Genomic DNA, 16788 nt, shown 5'->3' on the forward strand with positions numbered 1-16788 from the left:
CTCAGACCCCCACACGGTGGTGACCCAGGCGATCGAACCAGAGATAGATGACCGGCGTGGTGAACAGGGTCAGCAACTGGCTGAACGCCAGCCCGCCGACCATGGCCAGGCCCAGCGGCTGGCGCAGCTCGGCCCCCGAACCGGTGGCGAACATCAAGGGCAGCGCGCTGAAAAAGGCCGCGAGCGTGGTCATCAGAATAGGCCGAAAGCGCAGCAGCGCCGCTTCGTGAATCGCCGCCTGCGGGCTCAGGCCGCGCTCGCGCTCGGCATCCAGGGCGAAGTCGATCATCAGGATGGCGTTTTTCTTGACGATACCGATCAGCAGAATGATGCCGATCACGCCGATCATGTCGAGCTCGGCGCCACCCAGCCACAAGGCCACCAGGGCGCCGATCGCAGCCGACGGCAGCGTGGACAGGATGGTGATGGGGTGGATCAGGCTCTCATAGAGCACGCCAAGGACAATGTACATGGTGACGACCGCCGCCAACAGCAGCCACAGCGTACTGGACAACGATGCCTGAAAGGCCCGGGCCGCGCCCTGGTACTGGAACTCTACCGCCGCCGGCACGTCCATCTGCTGGCGCAAGGCGTCGATGGCCGCCACGGCATCCGACAGGGCGACCCCCGCTTCAAGATTGAACGAGACCGTCACCGCCGGGAACTGATCGAGCCGCTGGATGGACAGGGGCGCCAGCGCGGGTTCGAAGCGCACCAGGGCGGTCAGGGGCACCACCCCGCCGCCTCGGGCGGCCACGTGCAAGGCATCGAGCGCAGCCGGACCGGCCCCGAGCAAGGCGGCATCGCCCTCGAGCACCACCCGGTACTGCGCCGACTGCGTATAGATGGTCGAGATGAGGCGCTGGCCGAAGGCATCGTAGAGCGCGTCATCGATGGCGGTCTGCGACACGCCCAGCCGGGCGGCCGCATCCCGATCGACGACGCCCTGCAGCCGCAGGCCGCGATCCTGCAAATCGCTGGTGACGTCCTGCAGCCCAGGCACGCCACGCAGGGCCTCGAGCAACCGCGGTACCCAGCGGGCCAGCGCTGCGTCGTCCGGGCTGGACACGGTCAGCTGATAGGCGGCCCGGCTGGGCCGGTCCTCGACGGACAGCTCCTGCACGGGCAGCAGCCACGCCTGCAGGCCCGGAATACCGCTGAGCGCGTCTTGCAGGCGACCCATCAATACGGCTGCTGGCGCGCCGCGCGCGCCAGGCGGGGTCAGGGTCACCAGCATGCGCCCGGTGTTCAAGGTGGCATTGTCGCCATCGATGCCGATGAAAGAGGTGAGCGACTGCACGTCGGGTTCCGCCAGCAGGCGGGCGGCCGCCTGGCGCTGCAGATCCGCCATGCGGGCAAAGGACGCCGACTGCGGCCCCTGGGTCACGATTTGCAGCAAGCCGGTATCCTGTTGCGGAAAAAACCCCTTGGGAATGCCCAGGTACAACCCGCCCGTCAGGAACAACGTGCCCACGGCAAGCCAGAGGGTCAGGACCTGATGCCGCAAGACCCAGCGCAGCCCCACGTCATACGCGTGCAACCAGCCCAAAGCGGCCTGCCCGGTGGTCGGCTGATTCGCTGCGGCGCCGGCCAGGTCCACCTCCGAACGCAGCATGCGCGCGCACATCATGGGCGTGAGCGTGAGCGAGATCAGCAGCGACAACAGGATGGCCACCGCCAGGGTGACTGCGAACTCGCGAAACAGCCGGCCGACCACGTCTTCCATGAAAAGCAGCGGGATCAGCACGGCGACCAGCGATACGGTCAGCGACACCAGCGTGAAACCGATCTGGCGCGCGCCCCGCAGCGCCGCCGACAGCGCAGATTCTCCCGACTCGATGTGGCGCGCGATGTTCTCGATCATCACGATGGCGTCATCCACCACGAAGCCCGTGGCCACCGTCAGCGCCATCAGCGTCAAGTTGTTGATGCTGAACCCCAGCCACAACATCAGCGCGAACGTGCCCACCAGGGACAACGGCACCACCACCGAGGGAATCAGAGTGGCGCGCCACGACCGCAGGAAGGCGAAGGTGACGGCCACCACCAGCACGATCGCCAGCAGCATCTCGATCTGGACGTGATGCACCGAATCGCGGATGGTCTGCGTGCGGTCGGCGGCCACCCTCAGATCGACGCCTTCCGGCAGACTGGGACGCAAAGCCGGCAGCAGGGCCTGCACCCGGTCGACCACCTCGATCACGTTGGCCCCGGGCTGGCGCTGGATGTTCAGCAGCAGAGCGGGTTCGGTTTCGAACCAGGCCGCCTGCTCGCGGTTTTCGGCGGCCCGCTGCACGCTGGCCACATCCCCCAGCCGCAGGGGCGCCCCCTGCTCGTAGGCCAGGATCAGGTCGGCGTATTCGGCCGGGTCGCGCAACTGGTCGTTGAGGCTGATGGTGATGGCCCGCTCGGAACCGTCCAGGCTGCCCTTGGGCTGGTTGACGTTGGCCTGGGTCACCGCCCGACGCACATCCGCAAGGCTCAGGCCATGGGCGGCCAGCGCCAGAGGATCGGCCTGGATGCGCACCGCGGGGCGCTGACCGCCGGCCACGCTGACCAGGCCCACGCCACGGATCTGCGACAGCTTCTGCACGACCCGGACCTCGATCAGATCGCGCACCACGTCCAGGGGCAGGGTCGGCGACGTGACCGCCAGCGTGATCACCGGCGCATCGGCCGGGTTCACCTTGCGATAGATGGGCGGCGCAGGCATGTCATTGGGCAACAGGTTGGAGGCGGCATTGATGGCCGCCTGCACTTCCTGTTCGGCCACATCCAGCGGCAGGCCCAGCTCGAACTGCAGGGTGATGCTGGAGGCCCCGCCGGTGCTGGTCGACAGCATCTGCTGCAGGCCCGGCATCTGGCCCAGCTGGCGCTCGAGCGGCGAAGTGACCTTGGCCGCCATGACATCGGGGCCCGCGCCCGGGTACAGCGTGGTCACCTGAATGGTCGGGAAATCCACCTGGGGCAGGGCCGACACCGGCAGCTCGCGCCAGGCCAGCAACCCGGCCAGGGCCAGCGCCACCATGGCCAGGGCGGTGGCCACCGGCCGGAGTATGAAAGGCCGCGACAGGTTCACGAAGCGGGTTCCTGCCCGGCCTCCGTGACGATCTCGACCGGACTGCCATCGCGCAGGCGGTCCACCCCCTCGACCACCACGACATCCCCTGCCTGCAGCCCGGATTCGATCACCACGAGACGGCCGTCATCCACCCCCGTGGTGACCGTGACGGTCTGCGCCTTGTCGTCGCCCGTGACACGATACACGTATTCACCGCGAGCCCCCCGCTGTACGGCGCGCAATGGGATGACCACGCCATCCTGTATGCCGAGTTCCAGGCCGACCTGCACGAACTCGTTGGGAAACAGGGATTCATCGGCATTGTCGAAACGCGCCTTGAGCAGCACGGTGCCCGTGGCGACGTCGATCTGGTTGTCGACCGCAAGCAGGCGACCCTGTGCACGGATAGCACCCGCCGGGCCCGAATACAGGTGGACCGGCAAATCCGCCTGTCGGCTGCGCGCCTGGCGCAGCTCGGACAGGCGCGTTTGTGGAATGGCAAAGAGCACATCCATGGGCCGGCTCTGGGTCAACACGACCAGCCCGTCCGGATCGGACGCACGGACCAGGTTGCCGACATCGACCAAATGCAGGCCCAGCCGCCCTTCAAGAGGCGCGCGAATCTCGGTGTAGCCCAGCTGCAGGCGCGCCTCGTCGACCGCGGCCTGGTCGCTGCGCGCCTGGCCTTCGAGCTGCAGGACCTCGGCTCGCGCCGCTTCGAGCTGCTGGCGCGCGACGGAATCCTGCCGATACAGCGCCTCGTAGCGGGCCAGGTCGCGCCGCGCGATATCCAGCTGCGCCCCGCGGCTGGTCTGCTGACCCAGCGCCTGCTCGAGCCGGATGCGGAACGGTTCCGGGTCCAGGGTGGCCAAGAGGTCATTCGCGTGTACATATTGGCCATCCTCGACGTGCAGTGCCAACAGCGTGCCATCGACGCGTGAACGTATGGTGACCACGGCCGGTGCCGTGACGGTGCCCGGGGCGCGCAACAAGCGCTGGATGTGGCCTTCCTGGGCCTGGGCCACGGCCACCGGCGTGCTGGGTGCCGCCATGCGGGCCACGCGCGGGACGGTATCGGAACCCGATCCCCAGAAAAACCAGGCCGCGGCGGCCCCGAGGATGACCAGCAACCAGAGGAAACTGCGGCGCAGAGCACCCCGCTGCGTCGAGACGACACCCATGATGGCCGACCTACAGATTACAGCGCGCCAGCCGGAAGGCGATGGTGCGCCCTGCCGGATGCGCCTTGAAGTCGCTGTCCAGCATGGAAAAGCGCACCCAGATGACATATTTGTTGGCGCTGATTTCAGGAAATACGAACAGGCCGGGGTCGACCCAGACGCGCAGCATCTGGAAGCTCTTGCCACCCAGCATTTCTTGATAGGCCCCCTGCTCGGCCTGATGGTCGGTGGCCTGCCCGGCTTCGCGCAGCAGCTTGAGGATGAGCGCCATGCAGCGCTGCAGGGGCATGAGCGGCGCGACCCATTGTTCGAGGTGCTGATTGCGTTCTTCGGGCGCGCGCATCTGCCACGCATAATAAGACGGCATGTCGACCGACGAGGATCCGCCAGGCACGGCCACGCGGCCCCTGAGGCTGACCAGCCATTCGTTGTCGCGCAGGCACTGGCCGATGCGCCCATGCCCGGAGAGTTCGGACGATGCGACGCGCAGCTCTTCGAGCAGGCCATCGAGCGTGTGCACGTCTACCCCGGGATGATCGCGCAGCGCCGCCAGCGAGGCGCGGTGCTTGTCCATGTCTTGCAGGATGGCCGTGCGCACGTCCGTGCGTTCGCAGACGTCGAGCAGATCGAACAGGGCCGCCAATGCGATCTGGTGACAGCGTGCGTCTTCGCCCTGCATGAAGTAGAACAGGCGGTCGAACAGGTATTCGACCCTCAGGAGGGAGCGTACACGTTCATTGCAGGGATACTCGTACAGAATCACGCGGCCTGGACCCTAGGTTTGATTGAAGTGCCCATCGACAGCCCGTGCATCCGAAAGCCTGCACCAGCCATCGTGCATATGCCGCGTGCGTTGCTGCAAAGCAGCGAGATCAGTCGCCCCATCATTGACGATGATGTCATCAGCCACGGCCAGACGATCTGCGCGAGACGCCTGAGCAGACATGATACGCCCAATGGCCTCTGGCGTCAGCCCACTGCGCTGCATGACGCGGCGCACCTGCGTCTCGGGGTCGCAGTCGACCACGCAGACCCGATCGACCCGACCGCGCCACTGGCCGGATTCGACCAGCAGTGGTACGACCACCACCCGATACGGGCCTTTTGCCCGAGCCGCCTGCGCCTCCATCTCGGCACGAATGCGCGGGTGCAGAATGGCTTCGAGATCCGTCCGGGCCGATGGATCGGCAAAGACGTGCTCACGCATCCAGGGCCTGTCGAGCGCACCATCGGGGCGCACGGCCGCAGGCCCGAAACGGGCCTGGATGGCGGCCATGGCGGCCCCGCCAGCGGCCGTAAGGCCGTGGGCGAGCACGTCTGCATCGATGACGCTGGCCCCCCAGGCAGCCAGCCAGCTGGCAACCTGGGATTTGCCCGAACCAATGCCGCCCGTCAGGCCGATGGTGAGCATGCCGACTCCTGTAGGATGGTTGCGCAACCATGACTGTAACGCAGGAGCCGGCCTCTGGACCACCGGGGCCACGCGGGGGCTGCGCGGGAACCACGCGGAGGCCACGCGGCGCGCTGGCCAAGCTGCGATTCAATGGGGCCCGTCCGGGGGCCCGCCCGCGATTTCGGGGTTCGCGGTGCCGGGCATCGCCAAGCCGCTGGCAAATGCGTAGAATGAAGGTTTCCTGACCTGACACGAACATGCCATGACGCGCCTTGCCTGGTCGATGATGACCCGCCTTTTTTCCATCGTGCTGCTGGGCCTGCTGGCTGCCTGTGCCCAGCAAAGCGAGCCCGGCTACTATGAAACCCCGCGGGGCAGCACCCAAACAGACGCCGCCGACCGGGCACGCGGAGACGGCGCCGGCACGGTGGCGCCCTCGCAGTTGCAGTTCGGGTTTGGGCAGCAGCAGGCGCAGGCCCCGTCGCAGGCCGCCGAATCAGGCCAGGCAGAAGCCCCGGTACGTACGGCCAGGCAAGCCCTGCCCGCAGAGCTGGCCGACACCCGCAGCTATCTGGGCACGATCCCGTGCCCACCCGGCAGCGGTTGCACGGCGATGCGCATCAGCCTGACGCTGGCCCCCGACGGCCAATGGCGCGCCCGCCGTACGCCGCTGGATGGCGGTGGCGCACCCGCAGCACAAATGGGATGCTGGCACCTGATCGGCACGCAACCCACCCGCATCGTGCTGCAAACGGGCGAGCAATCGCTTGCCACATTAAGATTTCAGCAATCCAACGTGCTGGCCATCAGCTGGTTGAGTGGGAAGACCCCTTTGCTGGAATCACACCTGACCCGGCAGGCAGATATTGATCCCATCCCCGAGCTATCAGGGCAGCCTGCTGTGTCGTGCTGAGGCGGGACCACGGAGTGAGCGGGCCGGCGGGCGGCAATGGCCCCGCAGCGGGCGGGGCGGCACGGCGGACAGAGGCCCCCCCGGCAGATTGCCGCGACCAGTAATACCCGGCCAGTTCTACCGCATTGCGTACCCGGAGCTTCTGAAAAACCCGGGCCCTGTGAGCCTCGATGGTGCGCTGTGAGACCCCGAGTTCGGCAGCGATGACTTTGTTGGGACAGCCACGGGTCACATAGTGAGCCACTTGCTGTTCGCGCTGGGTGAGCCCCGGAAAACACGGTTTGGGCGGTTCTTCGGGTTCTGGCTGTGATGGGGTGGTGTACATGCCTGACTCCTGTTGAATACGGACACGATATAGGTCCGTTCATTCTGACACGCAGATATCAGGCCCTGTACTGCAAGAACTGACAGCTTGACTACACTTTAAACTCGAGATTGTCGATCAGCCGCGTCTGGCCCAGCCGGGCCGCGGCCAACACCACCAGGGGCTCGCCCGCGTGCAGCTCGGCCTCGGTGGGCTCGAGCAGGTCGCGCTGCCGGCGCACCGAGACGTAGTCTGGCGCCCAACCGCGCTCGCGCAGAGACTGCAGCGCATCGGCCTCGGCCCGCGCCCGCTGACCATGCCGGGCCAGCTGGTCGCGCACCTGCTGCAACAGCGCGTACAGCCTGGGGGCCTCGGCCCGCTCTTCGGGCGAGAGATACCGGTTGCGCGAAGACAGGGCCAGGCCATCGGCATCGCGCACGGTTTCATGGGCGATGATGTCTACCGGCAGCTGGAACTGCCGGCACATGGCACGCACCACCATCAGCTGCTGGTAGTCTTTCTTGCCGAACACCGCCACCTTGGGCTGCACGCAGGAAAACAGCTTGAGCACCACCGTGCAGACCCCCATAAAGAAATCCGGACGGAACTCGCCCTCGAGAATCTTGCCCAGGGCGTTGCTGGGCTGGATGCGGAAGTTCTGCGGCTCTGGATACAGCACGCTCTCGTCCGGCGCAAACAGCACGTAGACATCCCGTTCGGCTTCGAGCTTCTCGACGTCCTGGGCCAGGGTGCGCGGATACTGGTCGAAGTCCTCGTTGGGGGCAAATTGCAGCCGGTTGACGAAAATGCTGGCCACCACCGGATCGCCGTGCTGGCGCGCCAGGCGCATCAGGGACAAGTGCGCGGCGTGCAGATTGCCCATGGTGGGGACGAAGGCCACCCGCAGCTGGCCCCGCAGTTGGTCACGCAGATCTTCGATGGAATGGACGACTTTCAAGAAGGTCTCCTGGTTTCAGGCCGCAGCCATAGGGGACAGACGGATGTAGATCGGGGCATACGGCTCGGCCTGCGTGACCTGCAGCAAGGATTCACGGGCCAGTTCGAGCAATGCCAGGAAATGCACGACCAGAACGGCCGCGGGCGCCCCGGTGTGAATGCGTTCTTGGAACAATTCGGAGAACTCGATGAAACGCACCCCGGACAGCCGGCGCAGGATGTGGCTCATGTGATCACGCACCGACAGCTGCTCGCGCGTGATGCGGTGGCTGGCCTGCCACTGCACGCGCTGCAGCAAGTCGAGCCAGATCTGGTGCAGCTCGAACGCCTGCACGGTGGGCAGCGCGACAGCGCGCGACAGACCGGCCGGGACCCGGGGCACTTCGAAGTCGCGCCCCAGCCGTGGCAGCTGATCCAGAGACCGGGCACCCTGCTGGATACGCTCGTATTCGAGCAGGCGGCGCACCAGCTCGGCGCGCGGGTCTTCGTCGGCCTGATCATCCGGGCCATCGGGCCGGCGGGGCAGCAGCATGCGCGACTTGATCTCGATCAGCAAGGCGGCCATCAGGAGATAGTCGGCCGCCAGTTCGAGATTGTGCTGCCGCACCTGCTCTACATACGCGAGATATTGCTCGGTGAGTACCGCCATGGGGATGTCGAGCACATTGAAATTCTGCCTGCGGATCAGATAGAGCAACAGGTCCAGGGGCCCCTCGAAGGCCTCGAGAAAGACCTCGAGCGCTTCGGGCGGGATATAAAGGTCGCGCGGGATGTCGAACAGCGGTTCGCCATACAGGCGCGCCAGCGCCGCCTGGCCGGCCCGTGCCGCGCCATCGCTTTCAATGGGCGCGCAGAGGCCGGGCAGGAGGGTGTCCTGGGCAGGCACGTCTCCGGCCATCAAGCGTTCTGGTAGTACACGTAGGGATCCTGGGGCACGTAGGCCCCCCGGAACCCCTCTTGCTGCTCGGGATCGAGCTCGACGTCCCAGAGCCGGCCGCGCCCGGCACGCTGGCGCGCCTCGGTGTCCGCATGCTGCGTCTTGTACTGTTTCAGAAACTGTGTGAGCGGGGATTCGTAATGACGGGCCATGATGTACTCATGAATCGGGGTGGATCAAATGCGCCCCAGTGTACTGCAGTCGGGTGCCGGATTGGGGCCATCGAGCAGAATGACCAGCTTGCAATCGGGACGCACCGCCAGCCGGAACGTGAACTGGCGCAACATCAGGCGGCCCCGCGCGGGGTGCTCGAAGGCACGCCAGCCACCCTCGCGCTCGGTCACCGCCTGGCCATTCCAGAATCGGGCAAAGGCCGGGCTGGCCGCCTGGAGCTCGGCGACCAGCGACTGGATCTCGGGCGTATCGACCACGCTGGCGATGTCGGCCCGGAACTCGGCGACGACGCGCCGCGCGCGGGTCTCCCAGTGGACGATCCGCGCGGGCGCCGCCGGGTCGAGAAAAATGTAGCGCAGCAGATTGGCCGGCGCATCGCCCGGCCAGCCGCAAAATACGTCCCGCAGCGCGGCATTGCACGCGAGGATGTTCCAGCACTGGTCCAGAATATAGGCCGCGGCCCGGATGCTGTGCACGCAATCGTCCAACCCTTCGGGCAGGGTCGCGGGGTGGCTGCTGCGCGCCCGCGGATCCGTGGCGCCCGCCAGGTTGAACAGGTAATGGCGCTCGGCGTGCGACAGCGACAACACATCCGCCAGCCGGCACCAGACCTCGGCCGAGACAGAAACCGGACGCCCCTGTTCGATCCAGGTATACCAGGTGAGGCTGATGTCGCTGAGCTGGGCCAGCTCCTCGCGCCGCAGGCCGGGCGTGCGGCGCCGCGTGCCGGCAGGCAGGCCATGATCCGCCGGCTGCAGCCGGGCGCGGGCGTTGCGCAGGAAGGCGCCCAGAGCCTTGCGCCGTTGTGCATCCGCGCCCATGGGCCCCGCCCCTAGCGCAAGGTGCTCGCCAGGGTGCGACGCACGTCTTCTTCGTCGCGCCCCGTACGGCGCACGTAGTCTTCGACCTGATCCGCCCCGATGTTGCCCACGTTGAAGTACTTCGACTGCGGATGGCTGAAATAGAAGCCACAGACACTGGAGGCCGGGATCATGGCATAGCCTTCGGTGAGCTGCATGCCGATCTCGGCGCAGTCCAGCAGGCGGAACATCTCGCGCTTGACGACGTGCTCGGGGCAGGCCGGGTATCCAGGCGCCGGGCGGATCCCTTGGTATTTTTCCGCGATGATCTCCTCGTTGCTCAGGGCCTCGTCGGCGGCATATCCCCAGAGGTCGCGCCGCACCCGGGCATGCAGGGTCTCGGCAAAGCCTTCGGCCAGGCGATCGCCCAGTGCCTTGAGCATGATGACCGAGTAATCATCGCCCTGCGCCTGGAACTGTTTTTCGTATTTTTCCATGCCCAACCCGCCCGTAACGGCAAACAGGCCGATGTAGTCGGTGAGACCCGTTTCCCGGGGCGCGATGAAATCGGCCAGGCACTTGTTGTCCACCCCCTCGCGCTTCTGCGTCTGCTGGCGCACGCCACGCCAGGTGAGCAATACCTCGCTGCGGGTCTCGTCACGGTAGATCTCGATGTCATCTTCATTGATGCTGTTGGCCGGATAGAAGGCCACGATCCCGCTGGCCGTGAGCCAGCGGCCCTCGACGATGCGCTTCATCATCGCCAGCCCGTCGGCGTGCAGCTTGCGCGCCTGCTCGCCCACCACTTTATCGTCCAGGATGGCCGGGTACTGCGCCATCAGCCCCCAGGATTGAAAGAACGGCGTCCAGTCGAGAAATTTCAGGATCTCGTTCAGGTCGTAATGCTGGAAGGTTCGCCGGCCAATGAATTTGGGCCGTGGCGGCGTGTAATCGGCCCAGTCGATGCGGGGCTTGGCGGCACGTGCCTCGGCCAGGCTCAGCATGGGATTGGCCTTGCGCTTGGCATGGCGCTCGCGCACCAGCGCGTATTCATCGGCCACGTCCTGCAGATAGCGGGCCTTGTTCTGCGACATCAGGCTGGTGGCCACCCCGACCGAACGGCTGGCATCGGGTACGTAAATGACCGGCCCCTCGTAGTGCGGCGCAATTTTTACCGCCGTATGCACGCGGCTGGTGGTGGCGCCGCCCACCAGCAGCGGGATGTTGCGCTCGAGGAAATAGGCGTCGCGCTGCATTTCGGTGGCCACGTAGGCCATTTCCTCGAGGCTGGGCGTGATCAGGCCGGAGAGGCCGACCATGTCGGCGCCGACTTCCTTGGCCATGTCGAGGATCTTGGCGCACGGCACCATGACCCCCATGTTGATCACTTCGAAATTATTGCACTGCAACACGACGGTGACGATGTTCTTGCCGATATCGTGCACGTCGCCCTTGACGGTGGCGATGACGACCTTGCCCTTGGAGCTCACGTCGCTGCCGGCCTCGGCCAGCTGGCGCTTTTCTTCTTCGATGAAAGGCAGCAGATGGGCCACCGCCTGCTTCATGACCCGCGCCGATTTGACCACCTGCGGCAGGAACATCTTGCCCGAGCCGAACAGGTCGCCCACCACGTTCATGCCGTCCATGAGCGGGCCTTCGATGACCTCGATCGGGCGCCCGCCGGCCGCCTCGATTTCCAGGCGCACCTCTTCGGTGTCCTCGACGATATAGGTGGTGATCCCATGCACCAGCGAATGCGTCAGGCGCTCGCGCACCGGGCCGTTTCGCCAGGCGAGATCTTCTTCTTTCTTCACGCCGGCGCCGCGCAGGGTCTCCGCCAGTTCGACCAGCCGCTCGGTGGCCGTGCGGGTGTCCTCGGGGCCGCTGCGCCCCAGGGGTTCGGCCCGGTCCAACACTACGTCTTCCACCAGATCGCGCACCTTGGGGTCCAGATCGGAATACACCCCCAACTGGCCGGCATTGACGATGCCCATGGTTAGCCCGTTCTGGATGGCGTGATACAGCACCACCGTATGAATCGCCTCGCGCATGGCCTCGTTGCCGCGAAACGAGAAGCTCACGTTGGAGATGCCGCCCGAGACCCGGGCGTGAGGCAGGTGCTCGACGATCCAGCCCGTAGCGTCGATGAAGTCCATCCCGTAATGATCGTGCTCTTCGATGCCGGTGGCGATGGCGAAGACATTGGGATCGAAGATGATGTCTTCGGGTGGAAACCCCACCTGGTTGACCAGGATGTCGTAGGCCCGGGCGCAGATCGTCTGGCGCCGTTCGAGCGTATCGGCCTGGCCCTCGGTGTCGAAGGCCATGACCACCACCGCCGCGCCGTACTTGCGGCACAGGCGGGCCTGCTCGATGAACGGCGCCTCGCCCTCTTTCATGGAAATGGAGTTGACCACGCACTTGCCCTGCACGCAGCGCAGACCCGCCTCGATCACCGGCCATTTCGAGCTGTCGATCATGACCGGCACCCGTGAAATATCGGGTTCGGACGCCAGCAGGTTGAGAAAGCGCGGCATGATGGCCAACGCATCCAGCATGCCTTCGTCCATGTTGACGTCGATGATCTGGGCGCCGTTCTCGACCTGCTGGCGGGCCACCGTCAGGGCCTCGTCGAATTTTTCCTCGCGGATCAGGCGCAGAAACTGCTTGCTGCCAGTGACGTTGGTGCGTTCGCCCACGTTGATGAACAGGCTATCGCGATCGAAGTTGAGCGGCTCGAGCCCCGACAGCCGCGTCTGAACCGGAATCACCGGCGGCTGGCGCATGGGCAGGCCGCGCACTTTGCGCGCGATTTCCCGTACGTGCTCGGGCGTCGTGCCGCAGCAACCGCCCACCACGTTGACCAGCCCATCGCGCGCAAAACCCTCGAGCAGGCCCGAGGTGTCGGCCGGTGTTTCGTCGAAACCTGTTTCGGCCATGGGGTTGGGCAGGCCGGCATTGGGATAGACGCAGACCCACGTATCGCAGATGCGGGAGAGCTCGGCCACGTAGGGCCGCATGAGCGCTGCGCCCAAGGCGCAGTTCAGGCCGATGGTCACGGGCCGCGCGTGCCGCACCGAATTCCAGAAGGCTTCCACCGTCTGCCCCGACAGGATGCGCCCGGAGGCATCCGTGACCGTGCCGGAGATCATCACGGGCAGGCGGATCTGCCGCTCTTCGAACAGCGTTTCGATGGCGAAGATGGCCGCCTTGGCGTTGAGCGTATCGAAGATCGTCTCGATGAGCAGCAGGTCGACCCCGCCATCGATCAGGCCGGCGGCCTGCTCGGCATACGCCACGCGCAGTTCCTCGAAGGTCACGTTGCGCGCGCCCGGGTCGTTCACGTCGGGCGACAGCGAGGCCGTTTTCGGCTGTGGGCCCAGCGCCCCCGCCACGAAGCGCGGGTGCTCGGGCGTAGCGATGGCGTCGCAGGCTTCGCGCGCCAGGCGCGCGGCTGCCACGTTGAGCTCGTAGGCAATCTCCGACAGGCCATAATCGCCCTGTGCGACCCGGGTTGCGCCAAAGGTATTGGTTTCGATCACGTCGGCCCCGGCCTCGAGATAGGCGCGGTGAATGTCGCGGATGATGTCGGGGCGGGTCAGGGACAGCAGTTCGTTGTCGCCCTTCAGGTCGCGCGCGTGATCGGCGAAGCGCTCGCCCCGGAAGTCGGCTTCGGCCAGCTTGTATTGCTGGATCATGGTCCCCATGGCGCCATCCAGCACGACAATGCGCTGCCCCAGCAAGTGAACGAAATCGCGCCCTCGGGTGTAGGCATCGGCGGGATAGGGCAAGGCAGGGTAGGTCACGGCAGGCTGTACGGGCAGAGGTGAAACCTGCATTGTATCGTTTTGGCCTCAAGCAATGCGGCACCGGGCCCGACGCCATACCCCTCGTGGGATCGGGGTCCGGGCCCGCCCCTGCATCGGCGGATGCTAGAATCCCGACACGATGCAGGCAGGCCGTGCCCCATGACAGGGCCTGTAAAACGGGAAACAAGCGGTTCCACCAGGAACCGGGCTGTGCTGCCCCCGCAACGGTGTGCAAGTGCCGGACACGCCACTTGCCAGCCCGATACCGAGCTGTGTCGTTACCTGAATCCCCTTCGGCGGTCGCCAGGCCCCCTGGCACGAAGGCGCCCTCTGCGTGCAGGGCCCCGACACCCCCCCGAACGGGGCCGATCGATCCGGTGTGCGGGGACGCGCACCTTGCAGGGACTCATCCAGATGTCTATCTCCTTCCCCTTGCGGCGCGGCCTGGTGCTCGTGCCGCTTTTCCTGGCCTGCCCGTCCTGGGCCACCGCGCCATCCGAACCCGCCTCCCCATCCATCCCCATGCTGCAGGATATCGTCGTGACGGCCAGCCGCAGCCCCGAACCCCTGGCCGACGTGGTGGGCGACGTCACGCTGGTCCCTCGGACCACGTTGCAGAATGCCGGCGGCGACAGCGTCGCCCGGATCCTGAGCCGTACCCCCGGGGTGCAATTCACCGATTATGGGGGCCCCCAGACGGCCACCAGCGTATTCATCCGGGGCGCGGGCCCCAGCCAGTCGCTGATTCTGGTCGATGGCGTGCGCATCAACAGTTCGATCACCGGCCTGTCGCTCTTTCCCGCCCTGGATCCCTCCCAGATCGAACGCATCGAGGTCTTGCGCGGTTCGGCCAGCAGCCTGTATGGCTCGGATGCCCTGGGCGGGGTGGTGAACATCATCACCCGCCGAAGCCGCGAAGACACGCCCCTGAGCCTCTGGGCCAACGCCGGCTATGGCAGCCAGGCCACGGCCCGTACCAGCCTGGGGCTCTCGGGCGCGACGGCGGGCTGGGATTACAGCCTGTCGGGCAGCACCGACCAGAGCCGTGGTTTCGATGCCACCCGCAGTCACTACGCCGACGGCAGCCCGAACAGCGAACACCACAAGGACCGTGACGGCTATCGCAGCCACGCCTGGAGCGGCACGTTGGGCCGGACCTGGGCGGCCGGCCATCGCCTGGGTCTGACGGCTTTCAACAGCTACAGCCGGGCGGATTTCGATTCGTCGTACTACGACGCCGATACCTTCATGCTGTACCCGGGGCTGGACAACGTCACCAGCCACTACCGCCAGCAGGTCTACACACTGAGCACCGAGGACCGGATCACGGACGGCTGGGACAGCATCGTGCGCTGGACCTGGGCCCGCGAGTCCAATGAATCGCGCACGCCGATGTCGAACAACCTGACCGCCAGCACGCGGCAGACCCTGTCCTGGCAGAACAACTGGCAGATCCAGCCAAATCAGCGCCTGTCGCTGCTGGCCGAACACGGCACCGAACGCATCGAGGCCAGCTCCGCCTTCGACCTCACCCAGCGCCAGACCAATGCGGTGGCCTTGATCTACAAGGCGCAGCTGGGCAAGCTGCGCACCCAGGCCAGCCTGCGCAACGACAACTATACGGGCCATGGCAACAAACCCACGGGCAGCCTGGCCCTGGACTATGACCTGACGGACCGCTGGCAGATCGGTGTGGCCGCCAATACCGGCTTTCGCATGCCGACCTTTTCGGACCTGTACCAGAACCTGCCAGAAGCCTGGTATCGCGGCAACCCAAACCTCAAGCCCGAATCCTCGCGCAACGTCGAGGTTCACCTGCGCTACGAGGACGAGACCACGCAGGTGAGCCTGACGCTGTACCGCAATCAGATCCGTGACTTGATCACCTACGTGTCGAACCCGCTCACCTTCGAGGGCACCATGGACAACGTTCATCGTGCCACGCTGCAGGGCCTCACGCTGGCAGGCAGCCAGCGCCTGGGGCAGACGACGCTGCATGCCAGCCTCGACCTGCTCGACCCGCGCAACGACGATCCCGCACCCGCCGATGCAGCCGCCGGCCTGCCCGCCGAAGGGGCACAATTGCCCCGCCGGGCACGCCAGGTGTTCAACCTGGGCGTGACGCACCGCCTCTACGGCTGGAACCTGGGTGCCGAATATCAATACACGGGCAACCGCTACGACGACCTGTACAACCGCACGCGGCTGGGCGGGTATTCGCTGGTCAACCTCACGGCAGAGTATGCCTTCACGAAATCCCTGGGCATGCAGGTGCGCTGGAACAACATCCTCGACAAGCACTACACCCTGGTCAACGGCTACAACACGCCGGGATCCAACGTGTTCGTGAACCTGTCCTGGAAGACCCCATGATCCGGCTCGGGCGGGCCCGTTGGCGGGCCCGCATCATGCCCCGCCTGTGCGCCAGCCTGTTGGCGGCATTCCTCGTCTGGTGGCCGGGCCTGGCCAGCGGACAGGCGCCCGCCGCCCGCACGCCGCGCGTGGTCACGCTGGCGCCCAGCGTGACCGAACTGGTGTTCGCAGCCGGAGCCGGCGACCGGATCGTGGGCACGGTGCTCAGCAGCGATTATCCCCCCCAGGCCACCCAGCTGCCCCGGATCGGGGACGGCCTGCTTTTCAACGAAGAAGCCATTCTGGCCCTGCAGCCCACGCTCGTGCTGGGCTGGCAGGACACGCCCGCAACCCGGGCGCTGGCCCGCCGCCTGGCCACGCTGAACATCCCACTGCATTATGTCGAGCCCAGGACGCTGGACGACATTCCACGGTGGATCCGCTGGCTGGGCGGGCAGCTGGGGACGGCGTCCGTCGCCCACACGGCCGCCGCAGGCCTGCAGGCCCGCATTGCGGCGCTGGACCGGCATCCCGCACAGCAGGCCTCGGTCTATATCGAGGTCGGGCAGTCGCCACTCTACACGCTGGGCAACGATCCCCTCATCAACGATCTGCTGCACCGCTGCGGCGGCCGCAACCTGTATGCCGACAGCCCGCTTGCCGCACCGCAGACCAGCGTCGAAGCGGTGCTCCGGCAGGATCCGGACCTGGTCATCGTGTCGCCCGACACGGCACAAGGCCTGTCGCAACGCCGGGCGTGGTGGGCCCGATATGGGCTGCCGGCAGCCCTGGCCGGACGGATCGAGGCGATCCCGGCAGACTGGCTGTTCCGTCCGGGGCCCCGTCTGGTGGACGCGGCCGAGGCCCTGTGCGCGGTCATGCCCTGAAGCGCACGACAAGACACCTG

At 66.3% G+C, this 16788-nt stretch carries 13 protein-coding genes and 1 riboswitch; of the genes, 3 read left to right on the top strand and 10 right to left on the bottom strand.

The window, feature by feature from the left end; translation table 11 throughout:
- Position 1: 1 nt before the first annotated feature.
- From WCZ84_RS04400 to coaE, 4 genes are read right to left on the bottom strand one after another with little or no spacing between them, the layout of a single operon-like run.
- The gene (locus tag WCZ84_RS04400; protein ID WP_372685047.1) at positions 2–3079 is read right to left on the bottom strand and encodes an efflux RND transporter permease subunit; all 3078 of its coding nucleotides are present in this window, start codon (positions 3077–3079) and stop codon (positions 2–4) included.
- Positions 3076–4242, bottom strand: a complete 1167-nt coding sequence (locus WCZ84_RS04405; protein ID WP_372685048.1) for an efflux RND transporter periplasmic adaptor subunit — start codon at positions 4240–4242, stop codon at positions 3076–3078. The genes WCZ84_RS04400 and WCZ84_RS04405 overlap by 4 nt, the downstream gene beginning before the upstream one ends.
- Positions 4243–4252: 10 nt before the next feature.
- Positions 4253–5005 (bottom strand): cell division protein ZapD, encoded by a 753-nt coding sequence (gene zapD, locus WCZ84_RS04410; RefSeq protein ID WP_372685049.1) that lies wholly within the window; start codon positions 5003–5005, stop codon positions 4253–4255.
- 12 nt (positions 5006–5017) lie between these two features.
- The gene (gene coaE, locus WCZ84_RS04415; protein WP_372685050.1) at positions 5018–5653 is read right to left on the bottom strand and encodes a dephospho-CoA kinase; all 636 of its coding nucleotides are present in this window, start codon (positions 5651–5653) and stop codon (positions 5018–5020) included.
- Positions 5654–5897: 244 nt separating this feature from the next.
- Here coaE and WCZ84_RS04420 point away from each other — a divergent pair, with 244 nt between their 5' ends.
- The gene (locus tag WCZ84_RS04420; protein ID WP_372685051.1) at positions 5898–6548 is read left to right on the top strand and encodes a copper resistance protein NlpE N-terminal domain-containing protein; all 651 of its coding nucleotides are present in this window, start codon (positions 5898–5900) and stop codon (positions 6546–6548) included.
- Here WCZ84_RS04420 and WCZ84_RS04425 read toward each other — a convergent pair.
- From WCZ84_RS04425 to metH, 6 genes are all read right to left on the bottom strand, one after another.
- On the bottom strand, positions 6442–6873 hold the full coding sequence (locus WCZ84_RS04425; RefSeq protein WP_372685052.1) for a response regulator transcription factor: 432 nt from the start codon (positions 6871–6873) through the stop codon (positions 6442–6444). The genes WCZ84_RS04420 and WCZ84_RS04425 overlap by 107 nt on opposite strands.
- Positions 6874–6964: 91 nt before the next feature.
- Positions 6965–7810, bottom strand: coding sequence for a pantoate--beta-alanine ligase (panC, locus tag WCZ84_RS04430; RefSeq protein ID WP_372685053.1), 846 nt, complete (start codon positions 7808–7810; stop codon positions 6965–6967).
- A 15-nt stretch (positions 7811–7825) separates the two neighbouring features.
- A complete protein-coding gene (locus WCZ84_RS04435) occupies positions 7826–8707 on the bottom strand; it encodes a ScpA family protein (protein ID WP_372685054.1) in 882 nt (293 codons plus the stop codon).
- Positions 8707–8898, bottom strand: a complete 192-nt coding sequence (locus WCZ84_RS04440) for a DUF3460 family protein (protein WP_372685055.1) — start codon at positions 8896–8898, stop codon at positions 8707–8709. The genes WCZ84_RS04435 and WCZ84_RS04440 overlap by 1 nt, the downstream gene beginning before the upstream one ends.
- A 24-nt stretch (positions 8899–8922) precedes the next feature.
- Positions 8923–9741, bottom strand: a complete 819-nt coding sequence (locus tag WCZ84_RS04445) for a helix-turn-helix transcriptional regulator (protein ID WP_372685056.1) — start codon at positions 9739–9741, stop codon at positions 8923–8925.
- A gap of 11 nt (positions 9742–9752) precedes the next feature.
- Positions 9753–13526: a methionine synthase gene (gene metH / locus WCZ84_RS04450; protein ID WP_372685070.1), complete on the bottom strand. Its 3774-nt coding sequence runs from the start codon at positions 13524–13526 to the stop codon at positions 9753–9755.
- A 129-nt stretch (positions 13527–13655) separates the two neighbouring features.
- Positions 13656–13818: riboswitch (cobalamin riboswitch) on the top strand.
- Positions 13819–13943: 125 nt separating this feature from the next.
- Here metH and WCZ84_RS04455 point away from each other — a divergent pair.
- Positions 13944–15902: a TonB-dependent receptor domain-containing protein gene (locus tag WCZ84_RS04455; protein WP_372685057.1), complete on the top strand. Its 1959-nt coding sequence runs from the start codon at positions 13944–13946 to the stop codon at positions 15900–15902.
- On the top strand, positions 15899–16768 hold the full coding sequence (locus tag WCZ84_RS04460; RefSeq protein ID WP_372685058.1) for a cobalamin-binding protein: 870 nt from the start codon (positions 15899–15901) through the stop codon (positions 16766–16768). Before WCZ84_RS04455 ends, WCZ84_RS04460 begins: the two co-directional genes overlap by 4 nt.
- Positions 16769–16788: the final 20 nt, after the last annotated feature.

It is taken from the genome of Castellaniella sp. (assembly GCF_041675725.1).
Classification (GTDB): domain Bacteria; phylum Pseudomonadota; class Gammaproteobacteria; order Burkholderiales; family Burkholderiaceae_B; genus Castellaniella.